The organism is Phormidium sp. CCY1219 (genome assembly GCF_055795085.1).
The window spans coordinates 1-16,106 of the sequence record NZ_JAYFEQ010000791.1; the positions used below are offsets into that span (position 1 = coordinate 1).

The window sequence follows — 16,106 nt, forward strand, 5'->3', positions numbered from 1 at the left end:
CAACCCACTGCACCAGTTTCCGAAACCCCAGTCACAAATAACCCGCCAGTGTCGGAAACTCCCGAACAACCCACTGCGCCAGTGTCGGAAACTCCCGAACAACCCACTGCGCCAGTTTCCGAAACTCCCGAACAACCCACTGCGCCAGTTTCCGAAACCCCAGCGCCACCGACTGCGCCGGTGTCGGAAACCCCGGAACAACCCAGCAATCCGCCGGTGTCGGAAACCCCGGAACAACCCAGCAATCCGCCAGTGTCGGAAACCCCGGAAGAACCCAGCAACCCGCCAGTGTCGGAAACCCCGGAACAACCCAGCAATCCGCCGGTGTCGGAAACCCCGGAACAACCCAGCAATCCGCCGGTGTCGGAAACCCCGGAACAACCCACTGCGCCCGAGGAACCCACTCCCTCACCGGAACCCGATCCCCCGGTGAATCTCACAGGTGGTTCGAGTACGGATATGCTCACTGGTGGTAGTGGCGATGACACCCTTGCTGGCAATTCCGGCGATGACGAACTCGCCGGCGGCGCGGGTGAGGATAATATCGCGGGTGACACCGGGAACGATACCCTGTTTGGTGGTGCAGGTGATGATACCCTGCTTGGCGGCAACAATCGCGATCGCCTTTACGGAGATGAAGGCAACGACATTCTCGACGGCGGTGCAAACAACGACACCCTCACCGGTGGCGCAGGTAACGACACTCTCACTGGCGGACAAGGGAAAGATATCTTTACCCTGGCATCGGGCATGGGAGTAGACCTCATCGCCGACTTTACCGCCACTGGCGGCAACCGAGATGCGATCGCCCTTGGTGCTGACCTAACCTTCAACCAACTCTATCTCACTCAAGACGGCAACAACACTCTCATCCGCATCGCCGCCACCGACGAACTGCTAGGCGTACTCATCGGCGTCAGCGCCAACAGCCTCAGCAGTTCGCACTTCACCATCTAACCCTCGTAGGGACACGGCACTGCCGTGTCCTCTCCCAATTTTATGTTTTATATAATATTTTGCCACAGCAGGCAGATCGCCGTAGGGTGTGTGACGCCCCGCCCCCAATCCCTGGGAATTCCCCCCAATCCACTCCGGGGCGTCACGCACCGACCTTATATCGGGCTTGTTGTTGTGCGATATTCTGCCTACAGGAGGCAGAGCCTCCCCCGGGCCGTTCCCAGGCTGAGCCTGGGAACGAGGGGGGGTGTGAGATGATGGAGGTCGCGCTTATTCCTCACAAATGTTGGACTAATTGCTTCTGATACTCGCGATCGCTCATAATTTCTCGGGTACTTTCCACCCGATCCAGGAACACAATCCCTTCCAGATGGTCGTATTCGTGCTGAAAAATCCGCGCCACAAAATCCGAAAACTCTTGCTGGTGCAGCTTGCCGTATCGGTCTGTATATTCAACCTCGATCGCCCGATTGCGGGGCACCAAACCGCGCAGTCCCGGTACGCTCAAACAACCTTCCCAATCTTTCACCATCTCGTCAGAGCGATCGATAATATGCGGATTAATTATCGCCGTGGGTTCCATTGTTGGCGCGTGGGGATAGCGCAGGGTGGGACGGGAGGCGAGGATAAACATGCGATGAGATTCCGCAAGCTGGGGGGCGGCAATTCCCACGCCATTTGCCGGGGCAACAGTGGCCAACATCTCGTCAATTAACTGTTGAATCCGCTGGTCATGGACCTTGGTCACGGGTTGGGCGATCGCCCGCAAAATCGGATTCCCTAATTCTGCAATCTCTCGGATCTTACTCATAATAAACTCGAATTATCATATACGCCCTTGCATTATACCACATCCCCCCGAAGGGCGGGGGGTGCGCTGACTCCGTTACTTCGGTGCCACCGGTAAATCCCCCGGTTGCACGGTAATGTTCCGAGTTTGACCGTTGCGGTTAATTTGCACCTCCAAGGTCGCCCCCACTTGGGACCCTTGGACGATTTCCTGCACGGTTTCCGAGTCGCGAATCGGCTGATTTTCCATCCGCTGAATCACGTCCCCGGCGCGCAATCCGGCGCGATCGGCAGGGGAGTCGGGCACGACGCGCACGATTAACACTCCTTCATCCACGGATAACGTCACCGGACTATTCGGGTCGGTATTCAGTTCTTGTTGCAATGCCGGCGTCAGGGTGAGCATTTCGATGCCCAAAAACGGATGCTGCACTTTCCCGGTGGTCAGCAGTTGTTCGGCGATCGCCTGGGCGGTTTCAATCGGAATCGCAAACCCCAACCCTTGTGCCCCACTGATAATCGCCGTATTCATGCCAATCACTTCCCCTTTGGCATTCAGTAGCGGGCCGCCGGAGTTCCCGGGATTGATCGCCGCATCGGTTTGAATGAACCCGACTCGCTTATCCGGAACCCCTACATCGCTGCTCGATCGCCCGGTGGCGCTGATAATCCCCGCCGTGACGCTATTATCCAACCCCAACGGATTCCCGATCGCGATCGCCCATTCTCCCGGGTGTAAATCCTCAGAATCCCCCATCTCCACCTTGGGCAAATTTGTGGCCTCAATCTTCACCACCGCCACATCGGTCACCGGGTCATCCCCCAACACTTCTCCCTCTAATTGGCGACCATCTTTCAGCACTACCGTGACGCGATCGGCACCATTCACCACATGAGCATTGGTGAGAATCTGACCGTCTTCACTGATAATAAACCCCGAACCGGTACCCCGTTCTACCCGTTCCTGCTGCGGAATCGACCCAAAAAATCGCCGAAAAAACGGATCGTCAAATGGCGCGGGCAAGTCTCGGGTGACGGTCCGCGCCGAATCGATTCGCACCACCGCCGGCCCGACTTTCTCTACCGCCGCCACGATAAAATTAGAATCCACCGGCAAGGGCAAACTCCCCACCGCCGTCTCCCCGGGCACTTGAGCCTCACCGGATTCCGGCGGCACGGAAAAGCGCGGTACCGCCGACTCCAACGACGATTCAGACTGGTATTGCAACCAGCGATCGCCGGCAAATGCCGCACCGGCTCCCAATAACACCAGTACCAGGTAAAGCAGAGGCTGCTTCCAGGAAAATTTGCCCCCCGCGTTAGCTTTGTCCGAACGTTTCATAACAACCCTACCCAACTCGTTTGTCAAAAAACCACAACTATGCTTTATATCGAGATGTCAATAATCCCGTCTGTAATGCCTTTCATTATAAAGGAGGAGATTCCGAGAATTGAGAATGAACAATTAACAACCGGACTTCCCCAGCTTACCCTACGGCTTCTTACCAGGCTTATAACGCTTTAACCCGTTAACAACTCGCAATTTTCTGCCAATTCTCAATTCCCCCACCCTCCTGCGGGGTGTGCCGTTGTTTGCTAAAGTCAAATAGCCAAAAGGAATAGCGATCGCGAGGTCAGGCGTGGAACTTCCGCTAGAAAGTCTCTGGAATCAGGTACTCGAACGGCTACAGCGACAACTGAGCCGTCCCACCTTTGAAACCTGGATCGAAACCGCCACGGCCCAGCAGTTCGAAAATAACTGCTTGGTCATCAGCACCCCCAACCCCTTCGCCCGCAATTGGTTGCAGAAATACTACCTGAAAACCATTGCTGACGTAGTACACGAGGTACTCGGCTATCCCGTGCAGATTTACATCACCACCGCCGCCGATGCCACCCAAGGCGCGGGGGGCGAATACATCTGGCCCTCGCCGATCGGCAATCCTCGACCCGAGACCGGATCCAGCCATCCCCCGCGCCCTACGGAACTCAATCTCAAATATGTCTTTTCCCGGTTTGTCGTCGGCGCGAATAACCGCATGGCTCATGCTGCATCCTTAGCAGTAGCAGAGTCTCCCGGGCGAGAATTCAATCCCTTATTTTTATGTGGCGGCGTCGGGTTGGGCAAAACCCATTTAATGCAGGCGATCGGGCATTATCGCTTAGACATTTGCCCCAACTCTAAAATTTTTTACGTCTCCACCGAACAATTTACCAACGATTTAATCGCCGCCATTCGCAAAGATAGTATGCAAAACTTTCGCGAACACTATCGCGCCGCCGATGTATTGCTAGTAGATGATATCCAATTTATCGAAGGCAAAGAATACACCCAGGAAGAATTTTTTTACACCTTCAACACCTTGCACGAAGCTGGCAAGCAAGTGGTGCTGGCGGCAGACCGTCCGCCAAATCAAATTCCCCGCTTGCAAGAGCGACTATGTTCGCGATTTTCGATGGGATTGATTGCAGATATTCAGCCTCCGGATTTAGAAACCCGCATGGCAATTTTGCAGAAAAAAGCAGAATACGAAAACGTGCGCTTGCCCCGCACCATCATCGAATATATTGCCTCTCATTTTACTTCTAATATTCGCGAATTAGAAGGGGCATTAATTCGGGTAGTTGCCTATATGTCCATTTCCGGCTTACCGATGACGGTGGAGAATATCGCGCCGATTTTGAACCCGCAAACCGAGAGTATAAAGGCGACGCCGGAATCGGTAATGATGGCGGTGGTGGAAATGTTCGGGGTGGCGATGGAGGATTTAAAGGGGAATTCGCGCCGCCGCGAAATCAGTCAAGCGCGGCAAATTGCTATGTATTTGATGCGTCAGCATACGGATTTGAGCTTGCCGAAAATTGGGGAAGAGTTTGGCGGGAAAGACCATACCACGGTGCTGTACAGTTGCGAAAAAATTGCCCAGCTCAAACAGCGGGATTCGGACATGGCGAATACTCTGCGGCAATTAAGCGATCGCATTAATTTCTCCAGCCAATATCCCCCTCAGATTTAACCTCCGATTTCCCCCGCTTCTGCTTCTGCCAATTCTGGGGTAATTTTTTGGCAATTTCACTTTATCGCTGCAATTATTTTCTCGGCGCGACTGTGCCGCCACAGGGCCATCAACCGCCACCTCTTATCCCACCTGTGGAAAAAGCTGTGGAAAACCTGGGGAAAACCCGTGGGTGGCGGTGAAAACAGCCCGTAAGTATCAAGATTCTGGGGAAATTTACTCCGCTTTTTCCACAAGTTTTCCACAGGAGAATTGACCATTGAGAAGCGATCGCTTGCCTCGTTTTCAGACTTGACTGGGAAAACGGATTTGGGAGATTCCGCCTCGCAGGGGATTGTGGGTGAGCTTGAATCTGAGCGCAATGAGGTATTCAACCCCCTCCCCCCCTGTCAGGCACCTTGGGCGGTGACCATCCCAGGGATGGAAGGGCGCGTTTTTCCCATCGGATTACGATAAACGGCGAGATACCCTTCTAACAATCCATTCAACTCCATAACCAATCAGATAGACGAAAACTGCGGTTATCGACAGATGCAAGCCAAACTGAAGGGAATCTGCCAATCCCATATAGGAACAGCTTAATTTTATCTGCGGCACTCCTATTTTTTCCAAGACAACCCCCACGGTTAAAAGGGAGGGAAAAATAAACCGGATCAGACCCAATCCACAGAAATCGAACATCCCACCCCTATAAGAGTGGAATTCCCACCAGATAAAAGAACCGCTGCCTATCAGGTAAATTAAACTCATTGCATAGCCGAACCGGGATTGATAAAGTTTCATTTATTGATTCCTATGTTGGCAGGATTTTACGGTGCTATTAATTTACCTTTAAGATACAGGCTCAGTGCAACTGCTGTATTTCCAGTTGGGCCTAAAATTTGCGGTGGGATCCGAAACCAATCTCGTCAGAAACCGGGGTAGGGTGGGCAACGAGTTTCCCAACCGGCAGGGAATGCTGAATTGAAGCAGAGAGCGTCAGTGCTATGAATGGATTCGCCATTCGAGGGAGTGTTGGGGCAAACTGGACAGTGGTAGGATGTTGATTCCGGGCAATTGTTGGCCCGTGGAGCCTACACAGTCACATCGATCGAGGCAGACCCTCCAAAATACGCTGATGAAATTTGTTTGCGTCCAAAACGAACTTGCCACCAATCTTTCCCTTGTCAGTCGTGCGGTGCCCTCGCGCCCCACGCATCCGGTGTTAGCCAATGTCTTGTTGAGCGCTGACGAGCAAACCCAGCAAGTCAGCTTAACGGGATTTGACCTATCGTTGGGGATTAAGATTAGTTTTTCCGCTCAGGTGGAAAGCAGTGGGGATTTGACCCTACCGGCGAAGCTATTTAACGATATCGTGTCGCGTCTCCCGGATGGAGAGGTGGCGATCGACGATGAAGGAGAGGAACCGGCGGGGGAGGGGGATCCTGCGGAAGTGGGCATTTTGGCCACGATCGCCTCTTCGTCGGGTACCTATCAAGTCCGAGGGATGGGGGCGGAAGAATTTCCCGCATTGCCCACCATTGAAAGCGGGCAGGTGTTTTCTCTGCCGGCGGAAGCGCTGATGGATGGGTTGCGCGGGACGTTGTTTGCGACCAGTACCGATGAAACGAAGCAAGTGCTGATGGGGGTGCATTTGCTGGTCGATCGCGGACAATTAGAATTTGCCGCCACTGACGGGCATCGGTTGGCGATCGTGGAAACCACCAACTCAGAGGATACCGCCGATTCGGAAGCATCGGAGGAATTGGAAGAACAGGAGGAAGAATTTGAAGTGACAATGCCGGCGAGAGCGCTGCGGGAATTGGAACGGATGGTGGGATTGCATAAAGGTTCCGAACCGATCGCCCTGTCGTTTGATACCGGACAACTGGTGTTGGAATTTGGGGGATTCCGCCTCACCACCCGCACCCTGGAAGGGCAATATCCCACCTATCGTCAATTAGTGCCCAATTCGTTCGATCGCCAAGTGACGGTAGACCGGCGATCGCTGCTCAATGCCTTAGAACGGATTGGGGTGTTGGCGGAACGCAAAAACAACATTGTCAAGTTCTCTATCGATCGCGATAAGGAGCAACTGTCTCTTTCGGTGGAAGCGCAAGATGTGGGTAGCGGCACGGAATCCATGCCCGCCCAAATTAGTGGCGAAAATCTCGACATTGCATTTAATGTGAAATATGCGATGGAATCTCTCAAGCATATCAATGCCAACGAGATTTTAATTAAGCTCAATTCTGCCACCACGCCGGTGGTGTTATCTCCCTTGGGTGCGGTGAAAATGACTCACTTGATTATGCCGGTGCAGTTGCGCGCCTAGGTTGCAATGGCGAGGGAGGGACAAGCATCGGGGCGATCGCTTCTGTTCGCCGAAGTATCAGCTCGCCCCACTGCTTTCCCCCTCGGTCTATTTCATAAGACTTGCTACATCCCCCAAAAACCGCTGTCGCAACCCGTTGAGCAATCGGTTGATTCTGCAACGGTTTATCTAGCACTTTAGTGAGGTAACTTCATAAAAATTATTAAAAATTTGGATTTTTTAAAAAAATTAGAGAAAATTTGGCAACCGCTGATAAAAACCCAAACAAAATGGTAAAATTTTCAAAGTGTGGGGGTTGAGAGCCAATGCAAAAAAGACAAAAAAACATCCAGCCGAGAGCCTAACAAACAGGAAAACCTGGAGGGGGAAAACTCAAAACCGAAACCTCAGCAAGTCGGCCAATTATTTTGCACAGTAGAGACCCGATTTATCTGAGATGGGATGAAACTTCAGACGCGATTTATCGCGTTTCTACGGGGAAAATGGTTCGATTGCTATCCGGTGATGAAGAATTAGGAAAGCGGACTAATGATTTAGCCTCCATACTAAACGGGTTTGGAGACAAAATATCGGGGTGCAGGAGTACAGCAAACACAGCAAATTCACCTCAATATGGATAATGGGGGAGAAACAGAAAAAGCAGTATGAAAGTGGTGTCCGATGGATTGGGTGGTCGGCGGCGATCGCCCTTGCTAGTTTGGGCGGGTGGTGGTTCTATGCGCGCAGCTTAAATCCTTCATTGGACCCGGTAGAAGTAAAGACTGTCGCCGCCAAACTAGACACCATTGAAACCACAATTACCGAAAGCGGAATTGTGGAACTTGGGGGACAGCAAACCCTGAAATCTCCCAGCGATAGTACGGTCGATCGCGTATTGGTTGAAGTGGGCGATCGCGTCAGCGAAGGAGAAGACTTGATAATCCTGCGAAATGCCGAACAACAAAGCGCCTTGGCCGTGCAACCCCTAGAAACTCGCAAAAAACAACTCTCGTTAGCGCGCAACCGGCAGAAAGTTCGCGAAGCGGAAGAAAACTTGGCTCTCGCCCAAGAAAAACTGCAAAGACTCACCGAAAACAATATCGAACGCGAAACCAACCTCGCCAAGGAACGCCTCAATTTGCGCGAAAAACAACTGGCGTTAGAAACCCAACGGCAAAACTTAGTTTATGCTCGAGAAGAACTCGCCATTGCCCGAGAAAAGCTTGCAGAAATCCGGGAACAAGCTAACCGCGAAAAAGCGCGAAAACTAGCGGATTTGCAGTTAGAAATCGAGTCAAAACAACTCAATCTGGCCAACGCCCGCGACAAAGTTATCGAAGCGGAAGAAAATCTCGCTGCAGACCAACAGGAACTCGCGGAATTGCAAGAGTTAGCCGCCAAAGGATTCATCGCCGAACAAGAAGTGCGCCAGCAAGAAAACGCAGTAAGGCGCGATCGCACCGCCCTGCGAGATGCCGAATTGCAAGTCAGCACTCAAACCCTCGCCCTAGAACGAATCAAACTAAAACGCCAGCAAATCGAGCGCGAATTTCAAAACCAAATTGAATCCGCCGAAAAAGCTGTGCGCGAGGGCGAAAAAGCGGTGCAAAATGCCCAAGCAGAAATTCGCCGCGCCACCTTTGACAAACAGCGCACGCAACTGGAATTTGACAAACTGCAGCAACAACCGATGGAGGAAATCGAAAATGCCCGCAAAGCGGTGCGCGATGCAGAAATTACCCTGCGCGACGCTCAACTCCAAGTCACCCAAGAAACCCTGGAACTGAATCGTCTGCAAATCGAAACCCAAAAAAACCAGCAGCAATATGAGGAAAATGTGGTCAGCGCCCCCAGCGATGCCACTATTTTAGAGATTAACGTAAAAAACTCAGATGGAATCGCCCGGGGAAACGATTTGCTGACCCTCGGCGATCCGGCGCAAGAGTTGGTGAAACTGCAGCTATCCACCCTGAATGCGGGTAAAGTGGAACTCAATCAAGAAGCGCGCATCAGCGTCATCGGTCCGCAGGAGGAAACCTATCAAGGGGTGGTACTGCGCTTGTCTCCCCTCGCCACCACCGGAAATGGCAATAATTCGAGTAGCATGTCGGGACAAGCGGCGGTTCCCGCCACGGTAAAACTTAATTATCCCACCGGGGAATTGATTCCGGGAAGTCAAGTTAGCGTGGAAATCGTCACCCAACAGCGCCAAGATGTGGTGGTGTTACCCATCGAACTGATTCAGCGGGATGGATCTGAGCCTTATGTGTGGGTGCGCGATCGCGAGAATATCCTGAAAAAACAATCCATCGAATTAGGACTCGAGGGGGTGGTACAAGTGGAAATCAAATCGGGTCTCGACCCCGGCGATTCGGTGGTGGTTCCCCCGCCAGAACCGCCGTTAGAACCGGGAATGTCCGTTATCGTTTCCGAAGATGAGGCCAAATAGCGTCCTCTCGGGTGCGGGGGAAACCAGATAGCGATACCCTATGTTAGTAGATTGTATCACATCAACCATCAATCGGCGTTATGAGTTTAGGTGTATTTGATTTAATCCTGTTGAGTTGCGATTCCCTGCGCGGAAACCCCCTGCGTTCTGCGCTCACTACGGTGGGGGTATTTATGGGCGTAGCGGCGGTTAGTGCGACCCTGCAAGTTCGCACGATCGCCACGGCGATAATTGAGGAACAACTCGCCAAGCGAGAAGCGCCGCAGCTCAATATCCGCATGTGGGGGGAATCGCGGGGATTGAGAATCGAAGATATCGACTTTTTGCGAAGTCGCCTCACTGGTGTGCGAGCCATTTCGGCGTCGAATTGGGCGGGATGGGAAGTGCCGACTATATTTCAAACGGAACAAGCAACACCGGAAATGCTGGCGGTTTCGCCGGATTTTTTGCAAACCTCGGGTCGGGTATTGCTGGCGGGACGGTTTTTCAATGCGGCGGATTTTGATGACTATCGCCCCGTGGTGGCGATCGATGAATTTCTCGCCGAGACGCTGTTTCAAGATGCCGATCCCATCGGAAAGCGCATCTATGCCGATCGCCTCCCTTTTACGGTAATCGGCATGTTTGAAAGCAAGGAATCCAGCTATGGGGAAATCAGAGGTGAGATGTGGATACCTTTATCTCTTTATTATGCCATGACCGGCAGTCGCCAAATTCACAATATTTCGGTTCGTCCGATGAACGTGGAAGATTTAGAGACAATGGAAAAGCAGATCGAAACTTTGTTAGAGCAGCGGTTCCCGGAGGCGGATATTTATGTGGGGAACAATATCCGGCGCATTATCGAGCAAAAGAAAACCCTGGAAATGGCCTCGCGCGCTTTGCTGGCGGTGGGAGCGATCGCCCTGTTGGTGGGCGGCGTGGGCATTGCCAATATTACGATCGCCGCCGTGATGGAACGTACCCCAGAAATCGGGTTGCGCCGCGCTCTCGGTGCCACTCAGTTGGATATTATGTGGCAATTTATTTTAGAAGCGGCGATTCTCAGTTTGCTGGGCGGCGCGATCGCGATCGGCACCGTGCATGGCCTCACTCTGATTGTCGCCGATACCTTTGAGTTACCTTACCAGTTTAACAAAACGACCGCTGCTTTGGCACTGGGTTCGGCGCTGCTCGTCGGCGTGGGAGCCGGGTTTCCCCCCGCCCTGCGCGCCAGTCAGCTCGACCCGGTGCAAGCCCTGCGATCGCGCTAGTTGTATAGCACAAAGAGGTGGCTACCATGACTCGATATTATATCTCAAATTCTCACATAACGGCTTATCCAGCAATGCAGTCCCCCTCCCGAACCGATACCCGGCGGCATGTTCTCCGCTTTCTCTCGGCAATTTTCGGGGTGACTCTCACTTATTCGGCTTGCGTTTCGGCAGGTTCGGCGCACTTGTTGCCGGCTACCGATTCTCCCTGGCACAAGAGAGCCATCGCAGCTAAATTCCCCTCGCACCTAGGACTGATTCTCTCCCACCGCGCCACCGATTTTAACGTTGATTCTGATATGATGCTTGCGCCTTCTCCTGCTGCAGCAATGGCGAAGCAAGACAATCGCGATCGCCTGGATTTGAGCGATATTATGCGCGCATTAGAAACCTCTGGGCGATTGATAATGACCCCGATGAATAATTCGCAAGTTGCACTCTCGCAAAACCCCACCCCCAGTCAACCTTTCTTATTATTTGGCGATCGCCCCGCACAACTGCAAGGAGTCCCCCCCAGCGCCACCCTCAATTCACCCCCTAATGACAATGCAATTCAAGTCACCTTACAAGATATTGTGGTTTTGGCATTGCAAAACAACCGCGACATTAAAAATGCCTACCTGCAACGCATCGCCCAACGCGAAGATTTAGCCGTCGCTACCGATAAATTTAACCCCGATTTTACTCCAGAAATTTCCCTCTCGGTAAATCGCGACGAAGTGGGAATCAGCACCAACCGATCCGGTGAAGTCGCCGTGGGTTCGGTTCTGTCAATTAAAGTTCCCACCGGCGGCGAATTAAGTGCCGAGTGGAGGAGTCGCGGTTTGCGAGAAAGTACCTCCGGGGCGGAGATAATTGATGGCAATTTCGATACCCTCGGTCAGCGTTTTGAATTAACCTTCAATCAACCTTTGTTGCGCGGATATGGTGTAGAAGTGAATGAAGCTTCGGTGAATATCGCCCGTCTGAACGAACGGATTAATCTGTTAGAATTAGAATCCACTCTCAGCAATACTATAACCAATGCAATTTTAGCTTATCGGCAATTACTGCAAGCTCAGGAACAGGTAAAAATCGCTCGCGCTTCCCTGCAAAGAGCGCGGGATTTATTGGAAATTAACCGCGTTTTGGTGGAAGCAGGACGCTTGGCACCGGTGGATTTGGTGCAAAACGAAACCGATGTGGCAAATCAGGAAGTGCGGTTGTTAGCAGCGGAAAATAGTTTGGAAAGTGAAAAGGCCAATTTGTTGGAAATTTTGGATATTGACCAAAATACCAATCTGGTTCCGGTGGGAGAAATTCAGTTAAAAACTCGAAATTTAGACGTGCAGGAGTTGACCAATATCGCTTTAGCAAATAATCCGGAATATTTGCGATCGCTCTTGCGCCTGGAAATCGCACAGTTGAATCTGTTGCTGGCGGAAGATAACAAACGCTGGAATTTGGATTTTAATGCTACTTTGGGCAATGTTGCTACTACCAATGGCGAGGCGGATACGGATTTGCGGGCGGGAATTCAGTTGCGGCGAGAATTTGGCGATCGCACCCTAGAACAACGCTACCAGCAAAGTCGCGTGAATCTATTGCAATCGGAAAACAATGCCGAGGATTTGCGCGAAAGTCTGGCCATTCAAGTGGGCGATCGGGTCAGAAATGTAAATCTCCTCCTGCGACAGGTAGAACTGGCCCAAAGAGCGCGAGAACTCTCAGAACAAAACTTAGACAATCAGCGCGAACTGTTAAAATTGGGACGCAGTTCCGTAGCAGATATCGTCCGCTTCCAAGAGGATTTAGTCCGCGCCACCAATGAAGAGTTAAATGCCAAAATTGACTATCTCAACGCCGTCACTCGTCTGGAACAAACCGTGGGCATCACCTTAGAAACCTGGCAAGTTACCATCGAAGAAGAGCGATAATATATACAAAACTTACTCTCAATAAATAGAGTAAATAGTCCGCGCAGGCAGACTATAGCGCTGTCGCGGGCTACGCTAGCGTTGGCCCAGGCGCGATTTCAATCCCCCGCCTTCGTTGGCCCAGGCGCGATTTCAATCCCCCTTAAATCACATATCAATTAATGCCCAAAATAGTCCGCGTAGGCGGACTTCGTTTGTCCAGGCGCGATTTTAATCCCCCGCCTTTGTTGGCCCAAGCGCGATTTTAATCCCCCGCCTCTTATCCATCGCCTTCACTAATTTTTCCCTGCCGGTTCCCCCATTGCCCTCCTCCGTGATATACTATTCAGTTGATGAACGTTAGGAGTAGGGTGACATCATGGTTAACGACTTCCGAGAAGCGGGCAATGACTTAGTTCCGGTGGACTATAGCTTTTTCCTGCAGCAGATATGCAGCGCCCTCCAGGGTCGTAACCCCTTTAGACAATCGCGAAATGGTCAACGGTTACTGGTGGATATTGACAGCATCGCTCAGGAATTGGTACAATTGACAAACGTGCCGAATCCCCTCGCTTCTACGCGCGGCGTGCGATCGGCAACGATTAATTTTTCCCAGGGATTTCGCCAGCAGTTCCCCGATCGCATTCAGCAAATTGCCGACGTTTTGCGAGCACACCTACACAGCGAAATCGGTTCCGATGAGGCGATCGCTGAGTTTCTCGAACAGCTGATTACAGATTTACAATCATTTCAAGGTAACGCCACCCAGTTGGGATGGACCTACAACTTTACCCAACCCTCGCAGACTCTCGAGAAACAGGCCCTCCACCTCCAAAGCGATCGGCCCGGCGGTGAATCCCTGCTCAAATTCCACAAACTCACCATCAGCGTGCGAAACCTGCACCAATTTCAATCCCAACTGCAGCAGGGCATCGAAAACTATATTAACACCGAAATTGCCCCCGACAGCGAAACAGACGCAGAAGAATTATGCGATATCCTCAGCGGTTTGGTAGGAGACGAACTCTCCCAGTTTCACCAACTGCAAGAAGTGGTAGACACCGAAACCCTCGGGAAGCTGAAAAAAGAAGCAAAAATCACCTATTTAAAGCATCTGCGGGACAATATCGAAACTAACGATACCCAGGGACTTATCTATCTGCAAGACTTAATCCGGCGGTTGGAACTGATAGAAGAGTATATCAGCGATCCAGATAAAAGCGATGCCGATTATGACGTCAACTATGGCGGCGTGCAAGTTAACTATAAATCCATCTTTTCCCGCGCCGAAGCGTTAGACGCCCTCCCGATTATTCCCCTAATTGTGGGAAATTTAGCAGAATATAACGACCGAAACAATTCCGGAAACTGCGATTTTATTTTCGGCTTAAAACTCAAACTGGGTGGACCGGTGCAAACCCACGAAGGAGAAGATGTCTTCGACTATAACCTGAATGCCATTATTCACCCAGACAAGCGAGAACATATCGACGCCTTGCTGGATGAAGACCGACGAGAAACCTTCGCCCGCAAAGTCTTAGCCCGCCTGTTTTTATATTACTTCATTTTCGCCTCGCGTTGCAACCCCAATGACCCCGATTATAACGTAGAAAACGAACTGCTTTATAATCCCATAAATGGATTCGATGCCCAAGTGATGCGCGTGTTGCGGGGAAACGATGAAGAGGCAAAACGGAATATTTTTCGCGGGTTAATTAGAGGGATGCACCAGTTTAACGTCCGCGTCAAAATCCAGCACCTCCGAGACCTGTTAAAAAGCTTTTTACGAAGACAGACTATTTTGCCATTGGGCATTTATCCGCGCCACATTTGCATCAAACAAGGTATCCTCAATCGCGACCCGGATAGTCTGTTTAACGGGTATTTTTTGAATGAAGTGTTAGAACGCAATCGCAAAGAAGTCCTGCGCTATATTTCCATCGAAGAACCGCAGGTCAATGAAGCGGCGCTTTGTCAGATTCCGGTGACGATAAAAATAGAGGATGTCCGCTATTTTCCGGAAGAAACCCGAGAACAATTTAGCTGGAGTTACGATATCGATCGCATGCGAATGCTGGCGATCGCCTGGGTTCCGGATAGCGCCCCCTGCATGGAAGCATACAACAACCATTTAAGGCAAAATAAGCTGATACTCTTTCGCTATAACAATACCCGCCTCAACCCCAACCACTTAGATTCCACCCAAGCGTTTATCTATCGCTTCACCTGGATGCTTCTCGCCTATATGTGCCTGCATGTTTTGCTAGAATATGCGCCAGAAAACGTCTTTATTCCCATGCTGCGACTGCACCAGGGAACCCACGAAAATCCCTTTCCCGCCGAAAAATTTATCGCCAATCTCTCGAAAACCATTTCCCATCTGTTGAGCGACAAATATCTTTCTAGTTCCCAAGGATTCCGGATTCGCAGTCTCAACCGACATCGCGTCCAAAATGGGTTAAATTCTTTATATTCGGTGCTTCCCAAACGCTTTCGCTTCCAGCAAACTTCCGCGCCGTTACAGTTAGATAAACTTGCCATTATCGTGGTATCCAGTCGGGAAAGCGATGCGCGCTATAGCAATCAAAACCGCTATCAGCGCCTCGCCACGCTTATTGGAGAAGCGATCGGGGTGCAGCGCCTTACCAGCGGTGAGATTAAGATAGAACGACTGACGACATTTTCCGATAATTGTTCTCTCCGGCAATTATACAGTCACCCAGCGGTGTTAATCGACACGGTGAGTCAACTGTATCGCCAAGGATACCATCATTTTTTGTATGTGGCGCAAGCGCCTCATACCAGCACTCTGCATATCACTCGCAGCGATCGCGATGAGGAATTGTATTTTATGTCCCCCCGCCTCATCGAAACCTTGATGAAAAACCACGACGCTATCAAAATTTACCCGATATTTTTCGATAAATACTACGTGCGTAAATTACACAACCCAAGGGTCAATTCCTTAGTGGTGCAAGATACCCGCGAGTTAACCACTCTTGCGGAAGACCCCCAGCAGCAAGCAGTGGTTTTTTTCAACTTGTTTAACGGGATTTCTGTGGGACAAGGAGACGATCGCTTTTATAATGGGGTAATTTCCTATTCCACCCTGCTGGGCAATTTTTACTCTGGAGTGATGGAGGACCGGGATATTCGCCAAGATTTGATTTACGATACTGCGCTAAAACAGGATATTTTGCAATATTTAACCCTGTTTCATTTTTCCCGCTTTGAACGACAACATCAGCAGAGTTTAAAACTCGACCCCTACCAGCAAATTATCGGGGAAGAATCGTTCGGGGCGTTGTCGATTTTCGAGCAGATGACTCCCCGGGTGGACTTTAATTCCCTGGCGTTTTTGACCCAGGTAAAAAAGGTCTTAAATCTGTCCGCTTCCTAGGGATGCGCCATGCTTGCGCGAGAGCTTTTGTGTGCTTGTAAATGAGGGAAATA

At 51.1% G+C, this 16,106-nt stretch carries 10 protein-coding genes; 7 read left to right on the forward strand and 3 right to left on the reverse strand.

Going from position 1 to position 16,106, the window contains the following annotated elements:
• The coding region (locus AC0QH1_RS24250; RefSeq protein ID WP_473154736.1) for a calcium-binding protein at nucleotides 1–957 on the forward strand (957 nt) is incomplete at its 5' end.
• Between the two features lie 277 nt (nucleotides 958–1,234).
• Here the strand turns inward: AC0QH1_RS24250 and def are convergent.
• Together def and AC0QH1_RS24260 are read right to left on the reverse strand one after the other, a co-directional pair.
• Nucleotides 1,235–1,768, reverse strand: a complete 534-nt coding sequence (gene def, locus AC0QH1_RS24255) for a peptide deformylase (protein ID WP_324633971.1) — start codon at nucleotides 1,766–1,768, stop codon at nucleotides 1,235–1,237.
• Between the two features lie 75 nt (nucleotides 1,769–1,843).
• Nucleotides 1,844–3,088, reverse strand: a complete 1,245-nt coding sequence (locus AC0QH1_RS24260) for an HhoA/HhoB/HtrA family serine endopeptidase (protein WP_324633972.1) — start codon at nucleotides 3,086–3,088, stop codon at nucleotides 1,844–1,846.
• Between the two features lie 298 nt (nucleotides 3,089–3,386).
• Here AC0QH1_RS24260 and dnaA point away from each other — a divergent pair, with 298 nt between their 5' ends.
• Nucleotides 3,387–4,763, forward strand: coding sequence for a chromosomal replication initiator protein DnaA (dnaA, locus tag AC0QH1_RS24265; protein WP_324633973.1), 1,377 nt, complete (start codon nucleotides 3,387–3,389; stop codon nucleotides 4,761–4,763).
• A gap of 447 nt (nucleotides 4,764–5,210) precedes the next feature.
• Here dnaA and AC0QH1_RS24270 read toward each other — a convergent pair whose 3' ends face one another.
• The gene (locus tag AC0QH1_RS24270; protein WP_324633974.1) at nucleotides 5,211–5,546 is read right to left on the reverse strand and encodes a hypothetical protein; all 336 of its coding nucleotides are present in this window, start codon (nucleotides 5,544–5,546) and stop codon (nucleotides 5,211–5,213) included.
• Nucleotides 5,547–5,880: 334 nt separating this feature from the next.
• On the opposite strand from AC0QH1_RS24270, the gene dnaN reads away from it, so the two are divergent.
• The 5 genes from dnaN to AC0QH1_RS24295 all read left to right on the forward strand — a co-directional run bounded on the left by dnaN (nucleotide 5,881) and on the right by AC0QH1_RS24295 (nucleotide 16,053).
• A complete protein-coding gene (dnaN, locus tag AC0QH1_RS24275) occupies nucleotides 5,881–7,077 on the forward strand; it encodes a DNA polymerase III subunit beta (RefSeq protein WP_324633975.1) in 1,197 nt (398 codons plus the stop codon).
• A 619-nt stretch (nucleotides 7,078–7,696) separates the two neighbouring features.
• The gene (locus AC0QH1_RS24280; RefSeq protein ID WP_324633976.1) at nucleotides 7,697–9,505 is read left to right on the forward strand and encodes a permuted SH3 domain-containing protein; all 1,809 of its coding nucleotides are present in this window, start codon (nucleotides 7,697–7,699) and stop codon (nucleotides 9,503–9,505) included.
• An 80-nt stretch (nucleotides 9,506–9,585) separates the two neighbouring features.
• Nucleotides 9,586–10,758 (forward strand): ABC transporter permease, encoded by a 1,173-nt coding sequence (locus tag AC0QH1_RS24285; protein ID WP_324633977.1) that lies wholly within the window; start codon nucleotides 9,586–9,588, stop codon nucleotides 10,756–10,758.
• Between the two features lie 26 nt (nucleotides 10,759–10,784).
• Entirely contained in the window at nucleotides 10,785–12,674 is a 1,890-nt protein-coding gene (locus AC0QH1_RS24290) for a TolC family protein (RefSeq protein ID WP_324633978.1), read from the forward strand.
• A gap of 358 nt (nucleotides 12,675–13,032) precedes the next feature.
• Complete coding sequence (locus AC0QH1_RS24295) at nucleotides 13,033–16,053, forward strand: hypothetical protein (protein WP_324633979.1); 3,021 nt, start codon at nucleotides 13,033–13,035, stop codon at nucleotides 16,051–16,053.
• Nucleotides 16,054–16,106: the final 53 nt, after the last annotated feature.